Origin of the sequence: Streptomyces sp. NPDC051909 (genome assembly GCF_040681095.1) — a bacterium.
GTDB lineage: Bacteria > Actinomycetota > Actinomycetes > Streptomycetales > Streptomycetaceae > Streptomyces.
In genome coordinates this window covers 177,605-203,626 of sequence record NZ_JBFAYA010000003.1, presented here as the reverse complement: position 1 = coordinate 203,626, position 26,022 = coordinate 177,605, and the positions used below count along the sequence as shown (strand labels likewise).

25 protein-coding genes and 2 pseudogenes are annotated in these 26,022 nt (G+C 71.7%); 7 read left to right on the top strand and 20 right to left on the bottom strand.

Features of this window, described 5'->3' with window-relative positions; genetic code table 11:
• Positions 1–6 precede the first annotated feature (6 nt).
• From AB0M18_RS06435 to AB0M18_RS06425, 3 genes are all read right to left on the bottom strand, one after another.
• On the bottom strand, positions 7–558 hold the full coding sequence (locus tag AB0M18_RS06435) for a cupin domain-containing protein (RefSeq protein ID WP_365755670.1): 552 nt from the start codon (positions 556–558) through the stop codon (positions 7–9).
• Positions 559–763: 205 nt separating this feature from the next.
• Complete coding sequence (locus AB0M18_RS06430; RefSeq protein WP_365755669.1) at positions 764–2,572, bottom strand: ABC transporter permease/substrate binding protein; 1,809 nt, start codon at positions 2,570–2,572, stop codon at positions 764–766.
• Positions 2,565–3,623: a glycine betaine/L-proline ABC transporter ATP-binding protein gene (locus tag AB0M18_RS06425; protein WP_365755668.1), complete on the bottom strand. Its 1,059-nt coding sequence runs from the start codon at positions 3,621–3,623 to the stop codon at positions 2,565–2,567. The genes AB0M18_RS06430 and AB0M18_RS06425 overlap by 8 nt, the downstream gene beginning before the upstream one ends.
• Before the next feature lie 244 nt (positions 3,624–3,867).
• Between AB0M18_RS06425 and AB0M18_RS06420 the strand changes: the two genes are divergently transcribed.
• On the top strand, positions 3,868–4,773 hold the full coding sequence (locus AB0M18_RS06420; protein ID WP_365755875.1) for a 5'-3' exonuclease: 906 nt from the start codon (positions 3,868–3,870) through the stop codon (positions 4,771–4,773).
• A gap of 101 nt (positions 4,774–4,874) precedes the next feature.
• Positions 4,875–5,711, top strand: coding sequence for a siderophore-interacting protein (locus AB0M18_RS06415; RefSeq protein WP_365755667.1), 837 nt, complete (start codon positions 4,875–4,877; stop codon positions 5,709–5,711).
• A gap of 183 nt (positions 5,712–5,894) precedes the next feature.
• Here AB0M18_RS06415 and AB0M18_RS06410 read toward each other — a convergent pair whose 3' ends face one another.
• The gene (locus AB0M18_RS06410) at positions 5,895–6,536 is read right to left on the bottom strand and encodes a MerR family transcriptional regulator (protein ID WP_365755666.1); all 642 of its coding nucleotides are present in this window, start codon (positions 6,534–6,536) and stop codon (positions 5,895–5,897) included.
• A gap of 240 nt (positions 6,537–6,776) precedes the next feature.
• Between AB0M18_RS06410 and AB0M18_RS06405 the strand changes: the two genes are divergently transcribed.
• From AB0M18_RS06405 to AB0M18_RS06390, 4 genes and pseudogenes are all read left to right on the top strand, one after another.
• Complete coding sequence (locus AB0M18_RS06405) at positions 6,777–7,679, top strand: hypothetical protein (protein WP_365755874.1); 903 nt, start codon at positions 6,777–6,779, stop codon at positions 7,677–7,679.
• A complete protein-coding gene (locus tag AB0M18_RS06400; protein ID WP_365755665.1) occupies positions 7,676–8,143 on the top strand; it encodes an ABA4-like family protein in 468 nt (155 codons plus the stop codon). Before AB0M18_RS06405 ends, AB0M18_RS06400 begins: the two co-directional genes overlap by 4 nt.
• Before the next feature lie 9 nt (positions 8,144–8,152).
• Positions 8,153–8,428, top strand: a pseudogene (locus AB0M18_RS06395) (ADP-ribosylglycohydrolase family protein); the annotation flags it as partial.
• A 158-nt stretch (positions 8,429–8,586) separates the two neighbouring features.
• Positions 8,587–9,249, top strand: a pseudogene (locus AB0M18_RS06390) (ADP-ribosylglycohydrolase family protein); the annotation flags it as partial.
• On the opposite strand, the gene AB0M18_RS06385 reads toward AB0M18_RS06390, so the two are convergent.
• From AB0M18_RS06385 to AB0M18_RS06330, 12 genes are all read right to left on the bottom strand, one after another.
• Positions 9,246–10,640, bottom strand: coding sequence for a cytochrome P450 (locus AB0M18_RS06385; RefSeq protein WP_365755664.1), 1,395 nt, complete (start codon positions 10,638–10,640; stop codon positions 9,246–9,248). The pseudogene AB0M18_RS06390 and the gene AB0M18_RS06385 overlap by 4 nt on opposite strands.
• A 194-nt stretch (positions 10,641–10,834) precedes the next feature.
• Positions 10,835–13,663, bottom strand: a complete 2,829-nt coding sequence (locus AB0M18_RS06380) for a DEAD/DEAH box helicase (protein WP_365755663.1) — start codon at positions 13,661–13,663, stop codon at positions 10,835–10,837.
• Between the two features lie 135 nt (positions 13,664–13,798).
• A complete protein-coding gene (tatC, locus tag AB0M18_RS06375; protein ID WP_365755873.1) occupies positions 13,799–14,701 on the bottom strand; it encodes a twin-arginine translocase subunit TatC in 903 nt (300 codons plus the stop codon).
• Positions 14,702–14,805: 104 nt separating this feature from the next.
• Positions 14,806–15,090 carry a Sec-independent protein translocase subunit TatA gene (tatA, locus tag AB0M18_RS06370; RefSeq protein ID WP_365755662.1) on the bottom strand — a complete coding sequence of 95 codons (285 nt, stop codon included), beginning with the start codon at positions 15,088–15,090 and terminating at the stop codon, positions 14,806–14,808.
• A gap of 186 nt (positions 15,091–15,276) precedes the next feature.
• Entirely contained in the window at positions 15,277–15,474 is a 198-nt protein-coding gene (locus AB0M18_RS06365; protein WP_365755661.1) for a hypothetical protein, read from the bottom strand.
• Positions 15,475–15,527: 53 nt separating this feature from the next.
• Positions 15,528–15,782 (bottom strand): hypothetical protein, encoded by a 255-nt coding sequence (locus AB0M18_RS06360; RefSeq protein WP_365755660.1) that lies wholly within the window; start codon positions 15,780–15,782, stop codon positions 15,528–15,530.
• 136 nt (positions 15,783–15,918) lie between these two features.
• Positions 15,919–16,869 carry a WYL domain-containing protein gene (locus AB0M18_RS06355; RefSeq protein ID WP_365755659.1) on the bottom strand — a complete coding sequence of 317 codons (951 nt, stop codon included), beginning with the start codon at positions 16,867–16,869 and terminating at the stop codon, positions 15,919–15,921.
• Positions 16,870–16,885: 16 nt separating this feature from the next.
• A complete protein-coding gene (locus AB0M18_RS06350) occupies positions 16,886–17,890 on the bottom strand; it encodes a WYL domain-containing protein (protein WP_365755658.1) in 1,005 nt (334 codons plus the stop codon).
• Positions 17,891–18,040: 150 nt separating this feature from the next.
• Positions 18,041–18,415, bottom strand: a complete 375-nt coding sequence (locus AB0M18_RS06345) for an FKBP-type peptidyl-prolyl cis-trans isomerase (protein WP_365755657.1) — start codon at positions 18,413–18,415, stop codon at positions 18,041–18,043.
• Positions 18,416–18,493: 78 nt separating this feature from the next.
• Entirely contained in the window at positions 18,494–19,432 is a 939-nt protein-coding gene (locus tag AB0M18_RS06340) for an FKBP-type peptidyl-prolyl cis-trans isomerase (RefSeq protein WP_365755656.1), read from the bottom strand.
• Positions 19,433–19,551: 119 nt separating this feature from the next.
• On the bottom strand, positions 19,552–20,913 hold the full coding sequence (gene pafA, locus AB0M18_RS06335) for a Pup--protein ligase (RefSeq protein WP_365755655.1): 1,362 nt from the start codon (positions 20,911–20,913) through the stop codon (positions 19,552–19,554).
• 9 nt (positions 20,914–20,922) lie between these two features.
• Complete coding sequence (locus AB0M18_RS06330) at positions 20,923–22,260, bottom strand: MFS transporter (RefSeq protein WP_365755654.1); 1,338 nt, start codon at positions 22,258–22,260, stop codon at positions 20,923–20,925.
• 124 nt (positions 22,261–22,384) lie between these two features.
• Here AB0M18_RS06330 and AB0M18_RS06325 point away from each other — a divergent pair, with 124 nt between their 5' ends.
• The gene (locus AB0M18_RS06325; protein WP_365755653.1) at positions 22,385–23,404 is read left to right on the top strand and encodes a LacI family DNA-binding transcriptional regulator; all 1,020 of its coding nucleotides are present in this window, start codon (positions 22,385–22,387) and stop codon (positions 23,402–23,404) included.
• 86 nt (positions 23,405–23,490) lie between these two features.
• Here AB0M18_RS06325 and prcA read toward each other — a convergent pair whose 3' ends face one another.
• From prcA to AB0M18_RS06305, 4 genes are all read right to left on the bottom strand, one after another.
• On the bottom strand, positions 23,491–24,252 hold the full coding sequence (gene prcA, locus AB0M18_RS06320) for a proteasome subunit alpha (protein WP_365755652.1): 762 nt from the start codon (positions 24,250–24,252) through the stop codon (positions 23,491–23,493).
• Positions 24,253–24,314: 62 nt separating this feature from the next.
• On the bottom strand, positions 24,315–25,154 hold the full coding sequence (gene prcB, locus AB0M18_RS06315; protein ID WP_365755650.1) for a proteasome subunit beta: 840 nt from the start codon (positions 25,152–25,154) through the stop codon (positions 24,315–24,317).
• Positions 25,135–25,617 (bottom strand): endonuclease VII domain-containing protein, encoded by a 483-nt coding sequence (locus tag AB0M18_RS06310; protein WP_365755648.1) that lies wholly within the window; start codon positions 25,615–25,617, stop codon positions 25,135–25,137. The genes prcB and AB0M18_RS06310 overlap by 20 nt, the downstream gene beginning before the upstream one ends.
• Before the next feature lie 134 nt (positions 25,618–25,751).
• Positions 25,752–25,964: a ubiquitin-like protein Pup gene (locus AB0M18_RS06305; protein ID WP_030759619.1), complete on the bottom strand. Its 213-nt coding sequence runs from the start codon at positions 25,962–25,964 to the stop codon at positions 25,752–25,754.
• Positions 25,965–26,022: the final 58 nt, after the last annotated feature.

The following is a 26,022-nucleotide window of genomic DNA, read 5'->3' as shown; positions in this document are numbered from 1 at the left end:
CTGCGCCTATTCCTCGGTCGCTTCGACGTGGTCGGCGACGGAGACGAAGACGAGCCGCGTGGCGGGGGCGGTGGCCCGCCACCGGTGCCGTACCCCACCCGACAGGTAGAGGCTGTCGCCGCGTTCGAGCCGGTAGGCCTGCCCCTCGGCCTCGATCTCGGCCGCGCCGTCCGCGACGTACAGCAACTCGTCGTTGCGGTGCAGGAATTCGCGCCCGGCGTCCCGTTCACCGGTGAACTCCAGGGCCTGCAGCTGGTGCCGGCCGCGGACCAGCGGCCGTACGCCCGGGGGCATGTCCCACAGCTCCTCGTCGGAGCGGACGACGTCGACGGTGCGCGCGGCCTCGGCGGCGGCGAGCAGTTCGGCGGCGGTGGTCTCCAGGGCCTCGGCGACCAGCTGGAGGGAGCGGTCGCTCGGGCGGGCCCGTTCGTTCTCGACCTGGCTGAGGAAGGGCACGGACAGGCCGCTCCGCCGGGCCACGACGGCCAGGGTGAGCTGGAGTGCGCGGCGGCGCCGTTTGACGGCCGCGCCCACGCGCAACGACTCCTTGTCGTCCATGTCGACCCCTCCCTCGTTCCCTCGTGCGCGTACGTGTTCTCGTACCGGTCGGTTACCTGCACCTTACGCAGCTTTGGGGCGGGGTTTCGCGTCGTGGCGAAAAGGGGTGGTCGCCGAACACGCTCGGCGACCACCCCTTTTCGGAGCGAAATCGGATCTTTCGCGACCGCCGCGGGATCGGCGGATCAGGAGATCCGGTCGGGCTCTACTGCGGCGCGAGCCGCTCCGCGACACCCGGGTTCCTGTCGAGCCAGGTGCGGACGGCGTCCTGCTCCCTGCCCTTGCCGGTCTCCTGGATGACGGCCTCCAGGCCGGTGAGCTCCTTCTCGCTGAGCTTGAAGTTCTTCAGCCAGGCGCCGACCTCGGGGTTCTCGGCGGCGAAGCCCTTGCGGGCCAGGGTGTGCACGCCGTCGCCCTTGCCCCAGCCGGCCTTCGGGTCCTTCAGCTTCTTGAGGTCGTAGGCGGAGTAGGCCCAGTGCGGCGACCAGAGGGTGACCGCGATCGGCTCCTTCTTGTCGTAGGCGCGCTCGAGTTCGGCCAGCATGCCGGGCGTGGAGCCGTCGACGACCTTGTACTCGCCCTCCAGGCCGTAGTCCTTGAGGACCTTGTCCTTGAGGATGCCCATCATTCCGGCGCTCGGCTCGATGCCGACGATCCGGCCCTTGAACTGCCCGGCCTTGCCCTTGAGGTCGGCGAGGCTGTTCACGTCCTTCATGTACGAGGGGACGGTGAGCTCCAGGGAGGTGGGGCCGTACCAGGAGCCGAGGTCCTCCAGCCTGTTCCGGTACTTCTGCCAGTACTGGGCGTGGGTGACGGGCAGCCAGGAGTCGGTCTGGAAGTCGATCTGGCCGCCGGCCAGGCCGGTGTAGAGGGCGCCGGCCTCCAGCTGCCTGGTGTCGACCTCGTAGCCGCGGCGCTCCAGGAGTTCCTTCCAGAGGAAGGTGGAGGCGATGCCCTCGTCCCAGGGGATGTAGCCGAGGCTGATCTTCTTGCCGTGGCCGGAGTCCGGTCCGGAGGCGGTGGTGGAGGAGCCGCCGCCACCGCCGAGGAAGCCCGTGCCGCCGGCGACGAGGGCGAGGATCACGACGCCGACGAGGGCGGTGACGGGCTGCGGGCGGTGGCCCCAGATCTTCGCGCCGGCCCGGGCGGCGCGCGCGGCACCGGCCTTGGCGGCGGCGCGGCGGCCGAGCGGGGAGACCTGGCGGCCGAGGGCGCCGGTCATCCGGTCGAGGTACATGGCGAGGATGACGATGGAGATGCCGGCCTCGAAGCCGAGGCCGATGTCGACGTTGCCGATGGCGCGGTAGACGGCGCCGCCGAGTCCGCCGCCGCCGACCATGCCGGCGATGACGACCATGGACAGACCCAGCATGATCACCTGGTTGACGCCGGCCATGATGGTGGGCAGGGCGAGTGGCAGCTGGACGCGCAGCAGAGTGTTGCGTGGGGTGGTGCCGAAGGCCTCGGCGGCCTCGACGAGTTCGCCGTCGACCTGGCGGATGCCGAGTTCGGTCATGCGGACGCCGGGCGGCAGGGCGAAGACGATGGTGGCGATGATGCCGGGGACGACGCCGACGCCGAAGAAGATGATGCCGGGGATGAGGTAGACCATCGCCGGCATGGTCTGCATGAAGTCCAGGACCGGGCGCAGCACGGCGCTGACGGTCTTGGAGCGGGCCGCCCAGATGCCGAGGGGCACCGCGATCGCCAGGGTGACGAGGGTGGCGACGAGCACCAGCGAGAGGGTCGACATGGCGTCGTCCCACAGCTCGATGGAGTCGACGAGGGCGAGGCCCGCGAAGGCGAGGACACCGGCGGTGAGGCCGCGCAGCCACCAGGCGACGACGGCGAGGATGCCGGCGAAGAGCAGCGGCTGCGGCGCGGACAGGACGGCGTCGATGCCGTCGTAGAGGCCGGTGACGCCGGTGCTGACGGCGTCGAACAGCCAGGAGAACTGGGCCTGGAGCCAGTCGACGGTGCTGTCGACCCACTGGCCGAGGGGGACCCTAGGCACGGGCGGTCACCTCCTGACCGGTCAGGCCGCCCATGGCGGCGAGCAGGGCCTCCCGCGGTACGACTCCGAGGACGGCGCCGCCCTGGTCCTTGACGGCCACGGGGTGCGGGGCGCGCGCGGAGACCGCGCACAGCTCGGTGAGCGGGGTGTCGGCGGCGACGGCCTCGCAGGAGCAGTCGGGCGGGCAGTCGCCGGGGGCGAGCGCGCCGTCGGTCATGACGGCGGCGGCGGTGAGCACCCGGGTGCGGTCGACGTCCTGGATGAAGGAGGCCACGTAGTCGTCGGCGGGGCGCACCAGGATGTCCTCGGCGGTGCCGAGCTGGACGATCCGGCCGTCGCGCATGACGGCGATGCGGTCGCCGAGGCGCATGGCCTCGTTGAGGTCGTGGGTGATGAAGACGATGGTCTTCTTCAGCTTCCGCTGGAGGACGAGGAGCTGGTCCTGCATGTCGCGGCGGATCAGCGGGTCGAGCGCGCTGAACGACTCGTCCATGAGGAGCAGGTCGGCGTCGGTGGCGAGCGCGCGGGCGAGGCCGACGCGCTGCTGCATGCCGCCGGAGAGCTCGTCGGGCCAGGACTTCTCCCAGCCGGCCAGGCCGCACAGTTCCAGGGCCTCGGCGGCGCGCTTCTCGCGCTCGGCGCGCGGCACGCCCTGGACCTCCAGGCCGTAGGCGGCGTTCTCGAGGACGCTGCGGTGCGGGAAGAGGGCGAAGTGCTGGAAGACCATGCTGATCTTCCGGGAGCGGACCTCGCGCAGCTCGCGGGGGCTGAGCGCGGTGAGGTCGCGGCCGTCGAAGAGGACGCGGCCCGCGGTGGGGGCGAGCAGTCCGTTCAGCATCCGCAGGAGGGTGGACTTGCCGGACCCCGAGAGACCCATGACGACGAAGATCTGGCCGGATTCGACCGTGAAGGAGGCGTCGATCACGGCCGCCGTGGTGCCGTCGGCCCGCAGGGCGTCGCGCTCGGCACCTGCTTCGGCGAGTTTGCGGACTGCTTCGTCGGGTCGTCTGCCGAACACCTTGTACAGATGGTCGGCCTGGAGCCTGGACACATACACCTCACGGGTAGCAACGAAAACGGCCCGCCACCCCCGCGCAGCCGGGCCGTGGAGCGGGGCGGGATCTGCCCGCGTGCCCGTCGCGTACGGAATCCTTTGGTTGAATTCCGTACCGGGTCCGCTCCGGGCTCGCGCCTGCCCGGGTCGGCGCCGTGCAAACGCGAAGGTGACCGGCGTCACGAGCGAGGCGGGTGTTGTCGGTGGGGTGCGGCATGATCGGGGTGTGACGCGACGCCTGATGCTCCTCGACACCGCCAGCCTCTACTTCCGCGCGTACTTCGGCGTGCCGGACTCGGTCCGGGCGCCGGACGGGACGCCGGTCAACGCGGTGCGGGGGCTGCTCGACTTCATCGCCCGGCTCGTCCAGGACCACCGGCCGGACGAGCTCGTGGCCTGCTGGGACGACGACTGGCGCCCGCAGTGGCGGGTGGACCTGATCCCCTCGTACAAGGCGCACCGGGTGGCCGAGGAGACGCCGTCCGGTCCGGACGTGGAGGAGGTGCCGGACACGCTGTCGCCGCAGGTGCCGGTGATCGTGGACGTGCTCGCGGCGCTCGGCATCGCGCGGGTCGGCGCGGCGGGCTTCGAGGCGGACGACGTGATCGGCACGCTGACGGAGCGGGCGACCGGCCCGGTGGACATCGTCACCGGAGACCGGGACCTGTTCCAGCTGGTGGACGACGCGCGCGGGGTGCGGGTGCTGTACCCGCGCAAGGGTGTCGGCGACTGCGACCTTGTGGACGACGAGCTGATCCGCGTGAAGTACGGGGTGCGCCCCGACCAGTACGCGGACATGGCGGCGCTGCGCGGGGACACCAGCGACGGGCTGCCCGGAGTGAAGGGCATCGGCGACAAGACGGCGGCGCAGCTGATCACGGAGTACGGGGACCTGGCGGGGGTCCGGGCGGCGGCGGCCGACCGGACGACGAAGCTGACCCCGGCGAAGCGCAGGGGCATCGTGGAGGCGGCGGAGTATCTGGACGTGGCCCCGGCGGTGGTGCGGGTGGCGCGGGACGTGCCGTTGCCGGAGTTCTCGGCGGCGCTGCCGTCGGCGCCCCGGGACCCGGAGGCGCTGGCGGCCCTGGTGGAGCGCTGGGGGCTGGGCGGGGCGGTGGCCCGGCTGCTGCCGGTGCTCGCGCGCTGAGGGCACGGACGGCGACGCCGTGAACCGTGTGGGCCTGACCCGTCCGAGGTGTTAACTTAGGCACACCTAAGTAATCCGGTCGGGGAAAACGGGAGACCGCCGTGGCAGAACAGCCCGCACGCAAGGCGCCGAAGGCGCACGAGGCCCGGGTGGTCCGCACGGAGCGGATCACCCCGCACATGGTGCGCCTGGTGCTCGGCGGACCCGGTCTGGACACCTTCGAGATCGGCGAGTACGCCGACCACTACGTGAAGCTGCTCTTCGCGGCCGAGGGCGTCAGCTACCCGGAGCCGTTCGACATGGAGCGGATCCGCACGGAGTTCCCGCGCGAGCAGTGGCCGACCACCCGTACGTACACGGTGCGGGCCTGGGACCCGGTTCACCGCGAGCTGACGGTGGACTTCGTGGTGCACGGCGATGAGGGCCTGGCCGGGCCGTGGGCGGCGCGGGCGCAGCCCGGCGACACGATCCGCTTCCTCGGCCCCGGCGGCGGCTACGCGCCGGACGCGGCCGCCGACTGGCACCTGCTCGTCGGTGACGAGAGCGCCCTGCCGGCGATCGCGACCGCCCTGGAGCGGCTGCCCGAGGGCGCGACGGTGCACGCCTTCCTCGAGGTCGCGGACGCGTCCGAGGAGCAGAAGTTCGCGACCGCGGCCGGAGTGGACGTCGCCTGGCTGCACCGGGGCTCCCGTCCGGTGGGCGAGGCGCTTCTGGAGGCGGTGCGCGGCCTCGACTTCCCGGCCGGCGAGGTACACGCCTTCGTGCACGGCGAGGCCGGTTTCGTGAAGGAGCTGCGCCGTCATCTGCGGCTCGACCGCGAGGTGCCGCGCGAGCGTCTCTCGATCTCGGGCTACTGGCGGCTCGGCAAGACGGACGAGGCCTGGCGCGCGATCAAGCGCGAGTGGAACGAGCAGGTGGAGCGCGAGCAGGAGAACTGACGCGGGCCCCACGCCGTACGCCGGAGGGGCGGGAGCCGACGGGCTCCCGCCCCTCCGGCGTTTCCGGGGGCCGGCGTTCGGGGGGGCGGAGCCCCGGGACCGACGTTCGACGGGCCGGCATCCTGGGCCCGGCGCTCCCGGGCCCGGCGTGGCCCGAGACCATCCCCCAGGCTCAGTCCCGGCTCAGTCCCCCGGGCCGAAGATCCGGCCGGAGGCGTCGATGTGGGCGAGGCGGCGCAGGGCGGCGAACATGGCGTCGCCGAGGACGGTGCCGACGACCACGCTCTCGACGAGCTCCTCGCGCACGACATTGCGGGCGACATAGTCGAGGTCGACCTGGGCGACCCGCTCGGCGGCGGCGGCGTAGTCGTCGAGGACCTCGACGGCGAAGGCACCGTGCCCGGCGTCCTCAAGGGCGGCGAGGGCCACGGCGAGCGCCTCGGCGGCCGCGGCTTCGGGGTAACTGCGCCAGCCGCGCCGCTCGATGAGACCGGCGACGGTCTTGCGGGCGGCGGTGAGCCGCTCTCCCGGCTCGCCCCCGTCCCCGTACTGCGGGACCACCTGGTCGGCGACCGAGCCCAGCATCTTGTGCACCGGCTGCTCGGGGTCGTCGACGGCCTCGATCACCTCGCGGATGCCGGCGACGGACAGCCCGCCGACGTCGAGCAGGGCACGGATCAGGCGGAGCCGCCGGACGTGCGCCTCGTCGTACGAGGCCTGGTTCGGGCTCGTGAGCTGCCCGGCGGGCAGCAGCCCCTCCCGTACGTAGTACTTGATCGTCGGCACCGACACCCCGGTCCTCCGACTCAACTCTCCGATTCGCACCGCGTGTTCACCTTTCCGGTCGGGCTCCGGTCTTGCCGACCGCCCCTCCATCATAGATAGTGGCACTATCAGATAGTGGCAAGTGCCACTATCTATTCTGCCTTCGCGGCAGTCCACACCCATCCCACGGGGGGATATCTCGCCATGTCCTCAGCGACCTCAGCGACGTCAGTGGCGTCAGCGACTTCGGCACCACAACTCCGCACCCTGCACCGGCCCCTGGTCTGGTTCACCGGCTCGATGGTCCTGCTCGCGCTGGTCTCGGCCGGGGGGCTGCTCCTCGACGACCGGATCCTGGTCGGCGCGCCGATCTGGGCCAAGCCCTTCAAGTTCTCCGTCTCGTTCATCGCGTACGCGCTCACGCTCGCCTGGATGCTCTCCCTGCTGCCCGGCACCCGGGCCCGCCGGATCGGCTGGTGGGCCGGGACCGTGCTCACCGTCGCCAGCCTCCTCGAGATGGTGCTGATCACCCTGCAGGTGGTGCGGGGCACCCAGAGCCACTTCAACGTCGCGACGCCCTTCGACGCGGCCGTCTTCCAGCTCATGGGCGGCACCGTCGTCATCCTGTGGCTGGCCGCCCTGGTGATCGCCGTCCTGCTGCTGCGCGCCCGCATCCTGGACCGCGCCACCGCCTGGGCCGTACGGCTCTCCTCGCTGATCGCGCTGGCCGGCGCGGCCGTCGGCTTCGTGATGGTCCGGCCCACCCCGCAGCAGCTCGCGCGGGAGAACCCGCCGATCACCGGCGCCCACAACGTGGGCGTGCCCGACGGCGGCCCCGGCGTGCCGCTGCTCGGCTGGTCCACCACCGGCGGCGACCTGCGCATCGCGCACTTCTTCGGCATGCACGCGCTGCAACTCGTCCCGCTGGTCCTGCTGTTGCTCGCCGCCCTCGCCCCGCGCCTCGGCCGGCTCGCCGACGACCGGATCCGGCTGCGGCTCGTCCTCGTCACCGCCGGCGCCTACGCCGCGGTCTTCGCCCTGGTCACCTGGCAGGCCCTGCGCGGTCAGCCGCTGCTCTCCCCCGACGCCCTCACCCTCACCGCGGCCGGCGTCCTCGCGGTCCTCGCCCTCGCGGCCACCGCCTGGGCCCTCCGCACCCCGCACCCCGCCGCGCCCACCGACAACCAGGAGCTCGTGGCATGACCGGCTTCCTCTTCGAACTCACCTTCTTCCTCGCGGCCCCGGTCTGGCTGCTGATGATCTTCGCCCCGGGCCGTGGCATCACCGACCGCGTGGCCGCCTCGCCCCTGACCGTCCTGCCCGTCCTCGTCGTCTACCTGACCCTCGTGGCCCCGGTCCTCCCGGAACTCTGGACCGCGGTCAGCAGCCCGGACCTCGACGCCTTCCGCGACCTCACCGCCCTCGCGAACGGCGCCGGCGCCGTCTGGGCCCAGATCATCGCCTGGGACCTCCTCCTGGGCCAGTGGATCTACCGCGAGTCCCGCCGCCTGTCCCTCTCCCCCTTCCTCACCGGCCCCCTCCTCGTCCTGACGATCCTCCTCTCCCCCTTCGCCCTCCTCCTCTTCCTCCCGATCCGCGCCCTCCGAAAACCCCGCGCCGCCCAGCAGGTCCAGCCGCCCCGGTCGGCCCAGTCGGCCCGGTTGTAGCCTCGCCACATGCGATACGAGGACCGCGCCGTCGGCGCCGTGCTGGGCTCCGCCGTCGGGGACGCGCTCGGGGCGCCCTTCGAGTTCGGGTTGCCCGGGGTGTTCCGGGAGCGGTTCCCCGACGGGCGCGGGGAGATGTGCGGCGGGGGTGGCTGGGAGCCCGGCGAGGCCACGGACGACACCCAGATGGCCGTGCTCGTCGGGGAGTCGCTGCTCGAACGCGGCGGGCTCGACCTGCCCGACGTCTTCGACCGCTTCCGGCGCTGGGCGGCGGCCGAACCCAGGGCGTGTCGTGTGGATCAGGGTCGGACAGGCCGCGGGGTCTGGTGCGGTGCATCGCAAGGCGCCGGAGCGTCTCGATAGCGGAGCTATCGGGGCGCTTCGGCAACGCGGCGAGGTGCCGTGCCAGGCGTCGCGGACCCGACCATGATCCACACGACACGCCCCGGGACATCGGGCTGCTGACCGAGGCGGTGCTGCTCGGGGGCGAGCCCTGGGACCTGGCCGCCGCCCTGCACTTCCAGGTCAACGGCCGTGGCGCGGGCAACGGTTCGCTGATGCGGGCCGCCACCCCGGCCGTGCGCTTCGCCTCCGCCGGCCGCGCCGCCACCATGGACGCGGCCCGGCAGATCGCCGCGCTCACCCACGGCGACGCCGCCGCCTGGGAGGGCACCGCGGTCCTCCACGAACTGGTCCGGGTCGCCCTGCTCGGCGAGGACCCGCTCGCCGCCGTCCCCACCGCCCTCGCCGAGGTGGCGCCGGCACACCGGGACCGCTGGGCCACCGTCCTCGCCCCCGGCTGGCGGCCCGAGGACGCCACCGAGTTCAACGGTGCCGTCTGGCCCTGCCTCGGCTCCGCCCTGTGGGCCCTGCGCACCACCCCCACCTTCGAGGCGGCCCTCGCCGCCGCGATCGACCTCGGCGGCGACACCGACACCGTCGCCGCCGTCACCGGGATGCTCGCCGGCGCGGTCCACGGCCCCGCCGCCATCCCGCCCCGCTGGACCGAGCACCTGCACGTGCCCCTGCCGGGGTCCGGCGGCCGGGTGCTCCGCGCCCCCGAACTGGCCGATCTCGCACGGGCGCTCGTGGCCACGGGCGGTTAGCGGGCCCGCACCGTCGCCAGGACCTCGCGGTCGGGCTGGAGGGTGAGGCCGGGGACCGGGCGGATCTCGGCGGGGTCGAGGGCCAGGCGGAAGCGGCGGGCGAGGACCGCGAGGATCAGGACCGCCTCCACCATGGCGAACCGGGTGCCCAGGCACACCCGGGGGCCGCCGCCGAAGGGATACCAGGCGTACTCCGGTATCTCCTCGGCCTCCTTCACCTCCTCGCCCTCCCCCGTCGCCAGCCAGCGCTCCGGGCGGAACTCCAGCGGCTCCCGGAACCAGCGGGCGTCCCGGTGGGTGGCCCACTGGCTGCTCCAGACCCGGGTGCCGGGCGCGACCGGGACGCCGCCGAGCTCGGCGCCCTCCTTGGCGGTGCCGGTGAGCAGCCAGACCGCCGGGTAGAGACGGAGCGTCTCCTTCACCAGAGCCTGAGTGTAGGAGAGTCGGGCGTAGTCGTCGAAGCCCGGGTCGCGGTCGCCGAGCACCCGGTCGAGCTCGGCCGTCAGGGCGTCGGCCACGCGCGGGTTGCGGGAGAGGAGATACCAGGCCCAGACGAGGGTGGTGCTGGTGGTCTCGTGCCCGCCGATGTAGAGCGTGACGCACTCGTCGCGTATCTCGCGGTCGGAGAGGGGCGCGCCGGTCTCGTCCCGCGCGGCGAGCAGCCGGCTGAGCAGGTCGGGGCGCTCGGTGTCGCCGTCGCGGTGCCGGGCGACGATCCGGGCGACCTCGGCGTCGATGACGGCGGTGGCGCGCTTGATGCGGGCCCGCCCGGGGGTGGGCAGCCAGTCGGGCAGGATCGCGCCGAGGCCGCTGAACTCGGCGCCGATCTCGTGCTGTGCCACGTCCATGGCGCGGCCGATGGAGTCCGCGTCGGCCGCGGTGTCGACGCCGAAGATGGTGCGGACGGCGATGAGCTGGGTGAGCGCCGCCATCTCCTTCTTGACGTCGACCCGCTGCCCGTCGGACCAGCGCCCGGCCAGGTCGACCGCGCACTCGGCCATGGTCGCCGCGTACGACTTCACCTGCTTCGGCCGCACCGCGGGCTGGACCAGGGAACGCTTGCGACGCCAGTCGGCGCCCTTGGCGACGACGACCCCGTTGCCGAGCAGGGTGCGGAAGGCGATGCCGAGGTCCGACTGGTCGAAGGTCCGCTCGACCTCGGTGAGGAGTTCGCCGATGGTCTCCGGGTGCGCGATGAAGAGCGCCGGGGTGCGGCCGAAGCGCCAGCGGACGAAGTCGCCCCGCTCACGCAGCCGTTCGAAGAAGGCGAGCGGGTCCTTGCCGAATTCCGGCAGGTTGCCCAGTCCCGGGACGCCGCGGGGTCCCGGGACGGTCTTCCGTCCGTCCGCCGTCGTGGTGCCGACGGCGGACGGACCGGCGTGCGTGGTCAACTGTGCTTCCCTCCAGCGGAATTGCCCCATGATCTCGTTCGTCCGTACGAGTCCATGGAAGCGGAAGGATGTGACACTCCGCCAGCCCTGTGGAAAACCCTTGTCAGTTCACCGTCAGCCACACAGTCGAGCCCACACAGTCGAGCCGACACAGCCAAACCCACACAGGTGAGCCCACGCCGTCAGCCCAGCGGTCAGCCCACCGAGCTGTAGGCCACGACGCCCCTCAGCAGGCTGTCGACCGCCTTGCGGGCGTTCTTCGCGACCGTGCTGTCCTCCCGCGGCGCGGCCGCCGCGATCTGGCCGAGCACGTCGATGACCTGCTTGCACCAGCGCACGAAGTCGCCGGCCGGCATCTCGGCCTCCCGCAGCACCTCGTCGAGCCCCTTGTCGGAGGCCCACTGATAGGCGGCCCAGGCGAAGCCGAGGTCCGGCTCGCGCTGGCCGACGCCCTCCGCCTGGTGGAGCTTGAACTCCTCCTCCAGCGCGTCGAGTCGGCCCCAGATGCGCACCATCTCGCCCATCGCGACCTTCGCGCGGCCCGTGGGCAGCTTGGGCGCGACGGCGTCGTCGGACTGCCGGGCCTCGAAGACCAGCGCCGAGGCACAGGCCGCCAGCTCGGCGGGGCTCAGCCCCTCCCACACCCGCTCGCGCAGGCACTCGCTGGCCAGCAGGTCCAGCTCGCCGTAGAGCCGGGCGAGACGCTTGCCGTGCTCGGTGACCTCGTCGGCCCGCAGGTAGTCGAGCTCGGTGAGCAGCGCGACGATCCGGTCGAAGGTGCGCGCGATGGTGTTGGTGCGGCCCTCGATGCGCCGTTCCAGCTGCTTGGTGTCGCGCTGCAGCCGGTGGTAGCGCTCGGCCCAGCGGGCGTGGTCCTCGCGCTCGTCGCAGCCGTGGCAGGGATGCGCGCGGATCGCGGTGCGCAGCCGGGTGATCTCGCGGTCGTCGGCCGCGGCCGAACGCTGCTTGCGGTGCCGCTCCGGGTTGATGTGCCCGGCCTTGCTGCGCAGCGCGGAGGCGAGGTCGCGACGGGACTGCGGGGAGCGCGGGTTGAAGGAGCGCGGGATGCGCATCCGCTCCAGGGGCTCCACCGGCACCGGGAAGTCGATCGAGGCGAGCCGCTTGACCTGCCGCTCGGCGGTGAGCACCAGCGGGCGCGGCCCGTCGTGGTGCTCGAAGCCGCGGTGCCCGTTGGTCCGGCCGGCCGGGACGCCCGGGTCGAGGACGAGGGCGAGGCCGGCGAACTTGCCGGTCGGCACGTGGATGACGTCGCCCGGCTTGAGCCGCTCCAGGGAGGCCGCCGCCTGGGCGCGCCGCTGCGCGGCGCCCTGCCGGGCCAGGTCGGTCTCGCGGTCCTTGAGTTCGCGGCGGAGCCGCGCGTACTCCTCGAAGTCGCCGAGGTGGCAGGTCATGCCCTCGCGGTAGCCCTGCAGACCCTCCTCGTTCTTCTGCACCTGCCGGGAGATCCCGACGACCGAGCGGTCGGCCTGGAACTGCGCGAAGGAGGTCTCCAGGAGCTCGCGCGAGCGGTGCCGGCCGAACTGGTCGACCAGGTTGACCGCCATGTTGTACGAGGGCTTGAAGCTGGAGCGCAGCGGATACGTACGGGTGCCGGCGAGTCCGGCGAGGTGCCCGGGGTCCATGCCGCGCTGCCACAGCACGACGGCGTGGCCCTCGACGTCGATGCCACGGCGGCCGGCCCGGCCGGTGAGCTGGGTGTACTCACCGGGGGTGATGTCGGCGTGCTGCTCGCCGTTCCACTTGACCAGCTTCTCCAGGATCACGGAGCGGGCCGGCATGTTGATGCCGAGCGCCAGGGTCTCGGTGGCGAAGACGGCCTTGACCAGGCCGCGGACGAACAGCTCCTCGACGACCTCCTTGAAGGTCGGGAGCATGCCGGCGTGGTGCGCGGCGATGCCCCGCTCCAGGGCTTCCAGCCACTCGTAGTAGCCGAGGACGTGCAGGTCCTCGCTGGGGATGGCGGCGGTGCGCTCCTCGACGATCTCGCGGACCCGGCGGCGTCCCTCGTCGTCGTTGAGCCGGAGTCCCGCGTAGAGGCACTGCTGGACGGCGGACTCGCAGCCGGCCCGGCTGAAGATGAAGGTGATCGCGGGCAGCAGGCCCTCGGCGTCCAGGCGCTCGATGACCTCGGGCCGGCCGGGCGTCCAGATGCGGGAGCGGGCGCGCCGCTCGCGCTCGCGGTCGGCCTCGCGGACCATCTTGCCGCGGCGCCGTTCGCGCGGGTTGTACGTGCGCGAGTTCTCCGTGCGGGCGAGGCGCAGCAGGTCGGGGTTGACCTCGCGGCGGGCGGAGCCGCGGCCGCCGTGGTCGGTCTCCTCCTCGAAGAGGTCGTACATCCGCCGGCCGGCGAGGACGTGCTGCCACAGCGGCACGGGGCGGCTCTCGGAGACGATGACCTCGGTGTCGCCGCGGACGGTGTCGAGCCAGTCGCCGAACTCCTCGGCGTTCGACACGGTCGCGGAGAGCGACACGAGGGTCACGGACTCGGGGAGGTGGATGATCACTTCCTCCCAGACGGCGCCGCGGAAGCGGTCGGAGAGGTAGTGCACCTCGTCCATGACCACGTAGCCGAGGCCGGAGAGCGCCTGGGACCCCGCGTAGAGCATGTTGCGGAGGACCTCGGTGGTCATGACGATGATCGGGGCGTCACCGTTGACACTGTTGTCGCCGGTGAGCAGGCCGACCTTGTCGTGGCCGTAGCGCTTCACGAGGTCGGCGTACTTCTGGTTGGAGAGCGCCTTGATCGGCGTGGTGTAGAAGCACTTGCGGCCCTGCTGGAGGGCGAGGTGGACGGCGAACTCGCCGACGATGGTCTTGCCGGAGCCCGTGGGCGCGGCGACGAGCACGCCCTTGCCCGCTTCGAGGGCCTGGCAGGCCTCGATCTGGAAGGGGTCCAGACCGAAGTCGTACAACTCGCGGAAGGGGGCCAGCGCGGTCGCCTGATCCGCGTTGCGCGCGCGGGCGGCGGCATACGCCTCGGCTGGTGTGAGGTCCTCTGTCATCTTGTTGTCGAGCCTACCCGCCACCTCTGACAGTGACGCGATCTTTATCGGGGCAGCTACGGCGGCTCCCCCGGAGGGTGTCCGGGGGAGCCGACGAGATCAGGGGAACCGACGAGATCAGGGGAGCCGACGAGATCAGGTGATGTCGTCGTACCCGTTCACCCGGTGCGCCCTGGCGCCGTCCGACTCGCCGGTGGCCTGCTCGGGCAGGGCCCGGGCGGCGCCGACGGTCTCGACCTCTCCGACGGCCTCGGGGGTCAGGTCGAGGCTGGACGCCTCGTCGTCGTCGAGCTCGGCGTCCGGGTTGTTGCGCCGCCGCCGCTTGTCGTTGAGCAGCGAGAAGCCGACGGCCGCGAGGTAGAGCAGCGTGATCGGACCGGCGAGGGCGAGCATGCCGACCGGGTCGGTGGTCGGGGTGATGACGGCGCCGAAGACGAAGACGCCCATGATCACACCGCGCCACCAGCGGGCCATGCGCTTGCCGCTCAGCACTCCGGTGAGGTTGAGCATGACCAGCACGAGCGGCAGCTCGAAGGCGAGGCCGAAGACGAGCACCATGCGCAGGGTGAAGTCGAGGACGTCACCGAGCGAGAGGATGTTGGCGGAGCCGCCCGGCGTGAGGCTGATGAGCACCTTCACGCTGATGGGGAGGATGAGGTACGCGAGGTAGGCGCCGGCCGCGAAGAGCGGGACCGCGGCGCCGACGAAGGCGTACGTGTACTTCTTCTCGTTGCGGTGCAGGCCGGGCGCGACGAAGGCCCACAGCTGGTAGAGCCAGACCGGGCTCGCGACGACCAGGCCCGCCGTGAGGGAGAGCTGGATCGTCGTGCTGAAGGGCGCCATCAGGGTGTTGAAGGAGACGATGGCGCAGTTGCCGCCGTCACTGGTGACACCCTGGCCGCACTTGGGCACCGACTTCGTCAGGAACTGCATCAGGTCCTCGCTGTACACGAGGGCCACGACGGTGACCGCGGCGATGGCCAGGAGGCCCTTCGCCAGGCGGTTGCGGAGCTCACGCAGGTGCTCCACGAGGGGCATCCGGCCCTCGGGATCCTTCTCCTGCTTGCGGGCAGACTTGAGCAACCCACGTCCTCATCTCGTGCGGCGACCGCCGCGCTCGGCGGCGGCCGCGGCGGACCGGGTCAGCGCTTGGTGGAGTCGGTGGGCTCGGTCACCGGACGCGAGCTGGTCACGTCGCCGGGGGCGGCCTGGATGGTGCGCGGCGCGGCCTGGTCCTGGGACGCGGGGGCAGGCGGGTCGGCGGGGGCGCTCTGCTGGTCGTCGGACTTCATCGCCTTGGCCTCGCTCTTGAGGATGCGGGCGGACTTGCCGAGCGAACGCGCCATGTCCGGGAGCTTCTTGGCGCCGAACAGCAGGATGATCACGACGAGGATCAGAATGATCTCGGTGGGGCCGAGCCTACCCATAGCTGTTTACCTTCTTCACCGAGGCGACATTGGAGTGCGTGCCCGGCCGGTCGGACATGCGTCCGGCCCTCCGCGCTGCTAGCGATCGTAACCCGCAGGAGTAAACGGGCGGCAATGCCTGTGCATACTCGCCATTGCGTCCAGGACCGGCCGTCGCGGGCGGTGTGTGCCGGGCCCGGTGCGAAGTCAGCGCAGGGTCTCGCCGGTTCGCGCGAGAGCGTACGCGGCGCGTTCGAGGTCCTCGGAGACCTGCTGGATCCGCTCTGTGGCGTGAGCCACCTGACGGCCGAGGCGCTGGGCCTCCAGGAACACCTTGATGCCGAGGACGCCGAGGACGGCGATGCCGAGGAAGCCGAGGGCGACGGCGAGCATGGGCCAGAACATGTGCCGAGCCTAGACGCTGCCGCCCGCAGGCCGTCGGCCGGTGCGGAACGCCCTCATCCGGTGGTGTGCAGGCGCAGGGTGTTGACGCCGCCGCCGGTGAGCAGTTCGACGATCCGCTCGCCGGCCGGTTTGCGTACGGCGCTGCCGCACTCGGGGCAGGTGAAGGAGTAGAAGGTGGTGCGGCGGCTGGCGCCGATGGCGAGCCGCAGGGCGCCGGCGGAGAGTTCGAAGCGGGAACGGCAGTCGGGGCAGGCGGCCTTGAAGAGGACCGGGGCGACCGGCGCCAAAAGGTCGGGCATCACGGACATTTCCCTCGACACTCCCCACTGCGGTACGGGTACGGCTCTCGGCTCTCACTGGAAACAGCGCCCCGCGACCGCGGAACGTCACGTTCCCCCCCTACTGACTTCCCCCTACCGGCGCCGCGCTCCCCGGCGCCGGCGCTCAGCCCTCGTAGGCGGCCAGGGCGGCCGCGGCGGCCTCCCGGGCGCTGTCCGCGAGCTCCTGGGGGGCGACGATCCGGCCGTCGCTGCCGAGCCGCAGCGCGAGCCGCCGCAGCGAGGCGGGCGCCGGGGTGCGCAGCGTGATCCGCAGCCCGCCGTCCGGCAGCTCCTCGGCCCGGTCGTGCGGGTAGTACTCGGCGACCCAGCGGCCGCCGGGACCGACCTCGACCACGACCTCCGGGTCCTCGGCGGACGGCTGTACCAGCCCCTCCGACAGGTCCCGCAGCTCGATCTCCGGCGGCGCGGCGTGGTCGTCCAGGATCCGGATCTCGGCGACCCGGTCGAGCCGGAAGGTGCGGCGCGCCTCGGAGAGCCGGCACCACGCCTCCATGTACGTGTGGCCGACGGCGAAGAGCCGGATCGGGTCCACCTCGCGCTCGGTGAGCTCGTCCCGCGCGGGCGAGTAGTAGCGCAGCCACAGGCGCTTGCGCTCGGAGATGGCCCGGTCGACCTCGGCGAAGACACCGCCCTCGGACTCGAAGGTCACCGAGAGCCGGGAGCTGGCCCCGGCCGCCTCGCCGGCCGCCGCCTCCAGCTTGGCGGTGGCACGCAGCAGCGCCTCGCGGTCGCTCTCGCGCAGCCCCGGCAGGGTCGCCACCGCGCGCGCGGCCACCAGCAGGGCGGTGGCCTCGTCGGCGGCGAGCCGCAGCGGCGCGGCGACGTCATCGGGATTGTGCCACCAGATGCGGTCCCCGTCGGTGTCGATGTCCAGGAGGTCGCCGCCCCGGAAGCTGGTGCCGCACATGGGCAGCACGTCGAGGTCCGAGATCAGCTCGTCCTCGGTGATCCCGAAGGCCCGGGCGACGTCGGCGACGTGCGCGCCGGGACGCTCCCGGAGATACGTGACGAGGGAGAGCATGCGCCTCGTCTGGTCGATGGCGTTGGCGGCCACGGTCGTTCCTTCCCCCTCAGCCCTTGGCGACGGCGCGCAGCCGCTCCACCACGTCGGCCCGCAGGTCCGCGGGCTCCAGGACGACCACGTCGGGCCCGAACTCGACGAGCCAGGCGTCGAGGCCGTGCCCGTACGGGATCTCCAGCTCGTCCCAGCCGTCGGAGCCCTCGGTCACGGACAGTGCGCGCGACCGCAGCGGATAGCCGCAGCCGGCCCGCAGCCGGATCCGCGCGGAGCGGGTGGCCGTCTCCCCCGCCCAGCTCTCCACGGTCTCGCGGACGGTGACGACGTCGGGCACGGGCGCGGTGAAGGCGCCGGCCCGGGAGCGGACCTTGCCGGTGATACGGGAGAGCCGGAAGACCCGCTCGGCGCTCCGGTCGCGATCCCAGCCCGCCAGGTACCAGTGGCCGCGCCAGCACTCCAGGGTCCACGGCTCGACATGCCGGGTCTCGGGGCGGGCGGCGGTGGCCTTGCGGTAGTCGAAGACGACCGGCCGGCGGTCGCGGCAGGCCAGCATCAGCGGCTCGAAGGCGGCCTCGTGGACCGGGATGCGCGGTTCCAGGGCGCTGGCGTGCGCGTCGTACGCGTCCTCCGCCTCGGGCATCCCGGCGGCGCGCAGCTTCTGCAGGGCGCCGCTCGCGGCGCCGGCGAGCCGGGCCTGCTGCCAGACCTTGGCGGCCAGGCCGAGGGCGGCGGCCTCCTCGGCGTCCAGGGTGATGGGCGGCAGCCGGTTGGAGTCGCGGCGGGCCAGATAGCCGGTCTCGCCGTCGAGGTTCTCCACGGTCTCGATGACCAGGCCGAGCTCGCGCAGATCGTCCTTGTCGCGCTCGAACATGCGGTTGAAGGCGTCCTCGCCGCCGCCCGAGCCCTGGCCCGCGCCGAAAGCCGCGCCGTACCCCGGTCCGAAGGCCTCGACATAGGCCTCGATGGAGGACCGCAGCTCCCGCTTGCTCAGCGGACGGCGCGTTCCGAGCAGGCACAGCGCAAGATTCATCAGCCGCTCGGCCTTGGCAATCGCCATCGACGCCCCGCACCCTCTTCTGCCGGATTGACTTCTCGGACGTCCGACCGTACCGCTCCGCGGTGTCCGGACAAAAGCCGGGCCGGAACGCCGAGGACCCCCGCCGGGAGGCGGGGGCCCTCAGGGTCGTACAAGCGGTCGAGCAGGGTGCTAGCGGACGTCCACGAGGTCGCAGACGAAGATCAGCGTCTCACCGGGGCCGATCTTGCCACCGGCGCCGCGCTCGCCGTACGCCAGGTGCGGCGGGATGACCAGCTGACGGCGACCGCCGACCTTCATGCCCTGCACACCCTGGTCCCAGCCCGGGATGACCTGGCCGACACCGAGCTGGAACGGCAGCGGCGTGCCGCGGTTCCAGGAGGCGTCGAACTCCTCGCCGGACTCGAAGAGGACACCCACATAGTGGACCAGGATGTTGTCCCCGGCCTTGGCGACGGCGCCGTCGCCCTCCCAGATGTCCTTGATCTCCAGGTCGGCCGGCGGCTCGCCGCCCGGGAAGTCGACCTCGGGCTTCTCGATGCTCACTGCAGTGTGCTCCTCATACCGATGAACCGCGCGGACGACGGCCCGCGCGACCGGGACAGTCTTTCATTCTCTCCGGGGTCAGACCTTCGCCAGGATGTCGACGGCGAAGACCAGCGTGGAGTTCTTCGGGATGCCCTGCTTCTCCTGGTCCCCGAAGGCCTCCGACGGCGGGGCCACGATCAGGATGCGGCTGCCGACCTTCTTGCCGGCGATGCCGTCCTTCAGCCCCTTCAGGGTGAGCTGGCCGAGCGGGAAGTTGGCCGGCTTGCCCATGGTGTAGGTCGAGTCGAAGACCTTGCCGTCCTTCCACAGGGCGGCGACGTAGTTCACGACGACCGTGTCGGTGTCCTTGACGACCTCGCCCGTGGACTCCAGGACGTAGTTGGAGACCAGCTTGGTCGGCGGATCGACCTTGGGCACGGTCAGCGAGGGCTGCTTGCCGTCGGTGTTGACACCGACCTTCGGCAGGTCCTTGTTGTCCTGGGCCACCACGGTGCCGCTCGCGGACTTCGGGATCGTGACCGCCTTGAGGATGTCGACCACGAAGACCAGCGTCGCGTTCGCCTTGATGTCGCCCTGGCCCTGCGCCCCGTAACCGAGCTCCGGCGGGATGCCGATCTCGACGCGGCTGCCGACCTTCTGGCCCTCCAGGCCCTTCTCCCAGCCCTGGATGACCTGACCCTCGCCGAGGGTCAGCGAGAACGGCTGCTTCCGGTCGAAGCTGTTGTCGAAGGGGGTGGACTCGTCCCACTCCTGACCCAGGTAGTTGACCGAGAGCGCGTCGCCCTTCTTGGTGACCGCGCCGTCGCCCTCGCTGATCACGTTGACCTTGAGGGACTCGGGCGGGTCGCCCACGCCCTTCGAGAGGGTCGGCTTCTCGCCGAACTTCTCCCCCGCGGTAATGGCGGGAAGCCCGTTCTTCATCGAACCGGAATCGGAGCCCTTGTCGTCGCTGCCGCAGGCCGCTGTGGTGAGCAGCAGAAGCGGGACGACGAGCAGGCCGGCAAGTCGGCGCACTAGTTCCTCAGATCTCAGACGGCACAGTAGTTGTCCCGACACTCTAGGGGACCACTCTGTGATGCACTCGGCCCCGCACGCCTGGCGTGCGGGGCCGAGTACGCGGACCGCCGTGGGTCCTACATTCCGGCGATCAGCTTTTCCACCCGGTCGTCGACCGAGCGGAACGGGTCCTTGCACAACACGGTGCGCTGCGCCTGGTCGTTGAGCTTGAGGTGGACCCAGTCGACCGTGAAGTCCCGGCGCTGCTCCTGGGCGCGGCGGATGAAGTCGCCGCGGAGCCGGGCGCGGGTGGTCTGCGGGGGCACCGACTTGCCCTCGAAGATCTTCACGTCGTTGCACACCCGGGCCGCCTGGCCGTTCTTCTGGAGCAGGTAGTACAGGCCGCGGCGGCGGTGGATGTCGTGGTACGCGAGGTCTATCTGCGCGACCCGCGGGTGCGACATGGTCATGTTGTGCTTGGCCCGGTAGCGCTCGATGAGCCGGTACTTCATGACCCAGTCGATCTCGGTCTCGATGCGCTCGAGCTGCTCCTGCTCGATGGCGTCGAGGGTACGGCCCCACAGCTCCAGGACCTGGGCGACGGTGCCGCTGCGGATGCCGCGGCGGTCGACGAAGTCGGCGGCCTTCTCGTAGTACTCCCGCTGGACCTCCAGGGCGGAGGCCTCGCGGCCGCTGGCGAGGCGGACCTTGCGCTGGCCGGTGATGTCGTGGCTGACCTCGCGGATGGCCCGGATCGGGTTCTCCAAGGTGAGGTCGCGCATCACGGTGCCCGCCTCGATCATGCGCAGTACGAGGTCGGTGGCGCCGACCTTGAGCAGCATGGTCGTCTCGGACATGTTGGAGTCGCCGACGATGACGTGGAGGCGGCGGTAGCGCTCGGCGTCCGCGTGCGGCTCGTCGCGGGTGTTGATGATGGGGCGCGAGCGGGTGGTGGCGGAGCTGACGCCCTCCCAGATGTGCTCGGCGCGCTGGGAGACGCAGTAGACGGCGCCGCGCGGGGTCTGCAGCACCTTTCCCGCACCGCAGATGAGCTGGCGGGTGACGAGGAACGGAATGAGGATGTCCGCGAGCCGGGAGAACTCCCCGTGGCGGGCCACCAGATAGTTCTCGTGGCAGCCGTAGGAGTTTCCGGCGGAGTCGGTGTTGTTCTTGAAGAGATAGACGTCGCCCGCGATTCCCTCCTCGTGCAGGCGGCGTTCCGCGTCGACGAGGAGTCCTTCGAGAATGCGCTCGCCGGCCTTGTCGTGGGTGACCAGTTCGACCACGTTGTCGCATTCGGGAGTTGCGTATTCCGGATGCGAACCCACGTCAAGGTACAGGCGGGCGCCGTTCCGCAGGAAGACATTGCTGCTGCGGCCCCATGACACGACACGGCGGAAGAGGTAGCGCGCCACTTCGTCAGGAGACAGTCGGCGCTGTCCCCTGAACGTGCACGTGACGCCGTACTCGTTCTCCAGCCCGAAAATGCGGCGGTCCATGTCTGAACATTACGCCTGAAGCCCTGAGCTGAAACCGGGTTCGACCGCCCCGTTCCGATCATTTTCCGATGAGTGCGGGCTGTTTTCGGCCCCGGCGGCGCCGGGGCCGGGGCCCTGGGCGCCCCCGCTGACGGCGTGTCGCGGGCGCGGCACGGAGTCCGGGCCGAGCACCCGGCCGGTGCCCAGGAGGACGAGGAAGGCGATGAAGCCGCCGAGGCCGGCCACCGCGAATCCGGCCGGGGTCCCGAAGAGTTCGACGGCGGGCCCGGAGACGGCGGAGCCGAGGGCCGCGCCGACGCCGAAGGTGGTGACGAGCCAGGAGAAGGCCTCGGTGACGGTGCCGGCCGGGGCGTGCCGGTCGACCACGATGAACGCACAGGCGATGGCGGGCGCCAGGAAGACACCGGCGAGGGCGGCGAGCGCGGTCATCGCGGCCGGCCCGGGCACGAGGAGCAACGGCAGGTAGCCGAGCGCGAGCAGCAGCACCAGGACCCGCAGCCGCCGCTCGGGCGCGCCGGCCCACTGCCGCGCGCCGTAGGCGACGCCGCCGACCAGGGCGCCGAGGCCCAGGGCGGCCATCAGCCAGCCGTACACGGCCTCGTTGCCGCGCTCGTCGGCGTAGGCGACGGCGGCGACGGTGATGGAGCCGAGGGCGAGGCCGACGAAGAAGAACGAGGCGAGCAGCGCGAGGAGTCCCGGCGAGCGCAGGGCGCCGAGCCAGTGTGCCTCGCGGGGCGCGGAGCGCCAGGCCCGAGAGGGCTTGGAGAGCACCACGGACAGGGCGCCGAGGACGCCGAGCAGGTTGATGACGAACAGCGCCGCGGCGGGCGACCACAGCGAGACGAGCACGGTGAGCAGCAGCGGCCCGACGGTGAACATGACCTCCTGCGCGACGGCGTCCAGCGCGTACGCGCGGTGCACCCGGTCCTCGCGGCCCAGGACGCTCGGCCACAGGGCGCGCAACCCGCCTTCGAGGGGCGGGGTGAACAGACCGGCGACCAGGACGGCGGTGTACGCGAGGAGCAGGTCGCCGATGCCGGTGACGGCGAGGGCGACCATGCCGAGCGCGGAGATCACGGCGGCGGGCAGCTGGACGCGGGGCTGCCCCTTGAGGTCGACGGCCCGGCCGAGGAGCGGCTGCCCGACGGCGGTGGCGAGGCCGTAGGCGGCGATCAGGCCGCCGGCCAGGCTGTAGCTGCCGCCCTCGGCGCGGGTGAAGACGGTGATGGCGACCGGGCCGGTGCCGTTGGGGAGGCGGCCGACGAGGGTGCCGACGAGCAGCCGTGCGGCGTGGGGCGCCCGCAGGATGTCGAGGTAGCCGCCGTTCGCCGGGGCAGCGCCGGCCATGTTGGTCTCCCCTCCCGGGGCGTCCGCCCGAGGTTTTACGTATAACGCGTTCCGTCATACGTACCATGTCGGGAGCACGCCGGTCCACCCCGCGTGCGGGACCGTCCCCGACCCGGAGGCTCCAGTGCACACGCCGGAACAGCCCGCCGCCACTCGGCCCACCAGCCGGGACGTCGCCCGGGCGGCCGGGGTCTCGCAGGCCACCGTCTCCCTGGTGCTCGGCGACAAATGGCGCGGCCGGGTCTCCGAGCCCACCGCCGCCGCCGTCCGCGAGGCCGCCACCGCACTCGGCTACCGCCCCAACCTCGCCGCCCGCAACCTGCGCCTCGGCCGCACCCGGACCGCGCTCCTCGTCGTCCCCGCGCTCACCAACGAGTTCTTCGCCCGCGTCTACACCGGCGCCGCCACGGTCGCCGCCCGGCACGGCTTCGGCGTGGTGCTCTACCCCTCCCCCGACGGCGTCGGCCCGGCCCGCGACCCCTTCGCCTCCGCCCGCGCCGCCCTCGACGGGGTCATCGCCTCCTCCATGGCCACCGACGCCCTCAAGGCCTTCGGCGGCACCGACCTGCCCCTCGTCATGCTGGACAGCGACCCCGCCGGCGGCGGCGCCGCGGCCCACGTCAACCTCGACATCGCCGACGGCATGCGCCAGATCGCCCGACACCTGCTCGCCCTCGGCCACCGCCGCTTCCTGCACCTGGCCTCGGCCGTGCCCTCCTGGACCTTCGACGTACGCGGGGACGCCCTCGCCGACGCCCTCGCCGACACCTCGGTGACACCGGTACGGGCGCCCCTGGACGTCCAGGGGGCCCGCGAGGCCGTCGAACGCGCCCTCGCCGGACCGGGGCCCCGCCCCACCGCGATCGTCTGCGACGACGACATCCTCGCCGCCGGAGCCTGCAAGGCCGCCCGGCGACTCGGCCTGCGGGTGCCCGAGGACCTCTCCGTCACCGGCTTCGACGACCTGGCGCTCGCCACCGCCGTCGAACCGGAACTGACCACCGTCGCCCTGCCCGCCGAGCACATCGGCGAGCGCGGCATGGCCGCCCTCCTCGCCGTCCTGGACGGCCGCGAGCCCGAGCGCGGCGACCTGCCCGTCACCCTGACCGTCCGCGGCTCCACGGGCCCGGCACCGGCCGTCTGAGGCCCCGCCGCCGCACGCACGCACGAGGGCCCCGGAGTCGTACACGTGCGTACGGCTCCGGGGCCCTCGCCCTCGCGAAGTACGGCCTACTCCTCCGTGGCCTCCTCGGCCTCGTCGGAGGGGTCGTCCGTCTTCGCCACCGCCGCGTCGTCCGCCTCCAGGAGGCGCTTCAGCTGCCGGCCGATGATCCGCTTGAACTTGCGCTGCTGCGGGCGGGTCCGGTCCAGGACCGCCACCTCCAGGCGCTCCGCGGGGATCTCCCGCTCACTGCCGTTGGTGTCCCGGGACAGCGCCTGCACGGCCAGCTTCAGGGCCTCCGCGAGCGACATCCCGTCCCGGTGCCGCTGGTCCAGGAAGGAACTGATCTGCTCCGCGTTGCCGCCGACCGCGACCGAGCCGTGCTCGTCGACGATCGAACCGTCGTGCGGCAGCCGGTAGATCTGATCGCCCTCCGGCTCCGCGCCGACCTCGGCGACGACCAGCTCCACCTCGTAGGGCTTCTCCCCCGCGCTGGAGAAGATGGTGCCGAGCGTCTGGGCGTAGACGTTGGCCAGGCCACGGGCCGTGACGTCGTCGCGGTCGTAGGTGTAGCCGCGCAGATCGGCGTAGCGCACGCCGCCGATTCGCAGGTTCTCGTACTCGTTGTACTTGCCGGCGGCGGCGAAGCCGATCCGGTCGTAGATCTCGCTGAACTTGTGGAGTGCGCGGGACGGGTTCTCGCCGACGAAGACGATGCCGTCGGCGTACTGGAGGACGACGAGGCTGCGGCCTCGGGCGATGCCCTTGCGGGCGTATTCCGCCCGGTCGGCCATGGCCTGCTGGGGTGAGACATAGAACGGCGTGGACACCGGCTACCGTCCCTTTCTTCCGGTCTGAAGGGCGCTGGAGGGCTTCATCGGTCGACGAGTGGTCAGAGCAGGGCGGCACGCGGCCCGTCGGGCTGCTCCAGACGCCGCTCGGTGATCGACCGGGCCAGGTCCGAGGACTCCGCCTCGGTGAGCCTGCGGAAGCCCTCTTCGGTGATGACGGTGACGATCGGGAAGATCCTGCGGGCCAGGTCCGGGCCGCCGGTCGCCGAGTCGTCGTCCGCGGCGTCGTACAGCGCCTGGACGACGAGGGTGGTGGCCTGCTGCTCGGTCAGGTCGTCCCGGTAGAGCTTCTTCATCGACCCGCGCGCGAAGATCGAGCCCGAGCCGGTGGCGGCGTAGCCGTGCTCCTCGGAGCGGCCGCCGGTGACGTCGTAGGAGAAGATCCGGCCCTTCTCCCTGCCCTCGTCCCAGCCGGCGAACAGCGGGACGACGGCCAGGCCCTGCATGGCCATGCCGAGGTTGCCGCGGATCATCGTGGACAGGCGGTTCGCCTTGCCCTCCAGGGAGAGCGTCGCGCCCTCCACCTTCTCGAAGTGCTCCAGCTCCAGCTGGAACAGCTTCACCATCTCCACGGCCAGGCCGGCGGTGCCGGCGATGCCGACCGCGGAGTACTCGTCGGCCGGGAACACCTTCTCGATGTCCCGCTGCGCGATCATGTTCCCCATGGTCGCTCGCCGGTCACCGGCGAGCACCACGCCCCCGGGGAACGTGGCGGCGACGATGGTCGTACCGTGCGGCGCCTCGACGATCCCCTCCGGGAGCTTCCGGTTCCCCGGGAGCATCTCCGGCGAGTGGTCGGCCAGGAAGTCCATGAAGGAGGACGAGCCCGGCGTCAGGAAGGCCGCCGGCAGCCGCCCGATGCTACGAGGATTGGCTTCCACGCGATCCCTCCAAGTATGCGATGGCCCGACGGATGCGGTCGGGGCTTTCCTTCAACAGGCCTAGGCCAATGTTGCAGTTGAGACAAAGTACGCCTCGGACCTTACCCGTCTTGTGGCAGTGATCCACATGCACGGCAGGGGTTTGGAGGCAGATGATGCAGACGCCGCCCTGATCTCGGATCATCTGATCGCGCTCGGCCTCGGTGATGCCGTACTTCCTGCGCAGGTGGCCAGCCGGTCCCACAGCCGCCTTGCACTCCTTGCAGCGGCTCGCGAGACCGTCCGACGCACTGTTCTTGAGGTGCCACTCGCTGTGGGGCTTCGTCTTGCCGCACCCCCGGCAGTGCTTGTGTCCGGGCGGGACGGGCACCTTGATCCGCACCACACGGCCCTTGGCTTCCTGCCGCTGCCGGTAGTACTCGGCCGAACATTCTCTGCAATAGGCCTGCAGTCCATCGGACATGGCTTTGTTGCTGGCGAACGCTGCTCGCGGCTTCCGCTCTCCGCACCGCGAGCAGCGCTTCGCTTCTTGATCGGCCTCGACCACACCCCACCCCGCCGGCCTTCAATTCAAAGGAGAAAGGAGCCCACAGCCCCTCACTCGCCACCCTTTTGCACGAAGCTTCGAACGAAATCCTCAGCGTTCTCCTCCAAGACGTCGTCGATTTCGTCCAGAACGGAATCCACGTCGTCCGAAAGCTTCTCCTGGCGTTCCTTGAGGTCGGAGCTCGCCTCCGCCGTGGTCTCCTCGACCTCCTCGGTGGAACGCGTCGCCTTCTGCTGTCCGCCGCCGGTGTCCTTGGTCGCCATAAACCTCACCCCGCTCGAATCTGCCCGCTCGTGTGGGTCTGTACAAGATCCGACCCTA